Genomic DNA, 233 nt, shown 5'->3' with positions numbered 1-233 from the left:
ATATTATCAAAAGATTTTTTATTATTTTTCTCTAAAAGACGCATAGATTCATGGTAGGCAATTCTATACATCCAAGTATGTGAAGAGCTTTTTCCTTCAAATTGACCTATGCTTTTATACACTCTAATAAATGTATTTTGCAAAACATCATCAGCGTGTTCATGCGTAGGAACTAACTTTCTAATATGCCAATACAAACGCTCTTGATACGCATCAAGCAACTCACTAAAAGC

Annotated in this window: 1 protein-coding gene; it reads right to left on the bottom strand. The window is 32.2% G+C overall.

Annotated elements, in window-relative coordinates:
- A partial coding sequence (locus tag ACY2RW_RS16455; RefSeq protein ID WP_490123798.1) for an RNA polymerase sigma factor occupies nucleotides 1-233 on the bottom strand: 233 nt, incomplete at both ends.

The organism is Polaribacter sp. 2305UL8-11, assembly GCF_058147165.1.
Note: the sequence above shows the minus strand (reverse complement) of the source record. Positions and strands in the feature narration are given on the sequence as shown.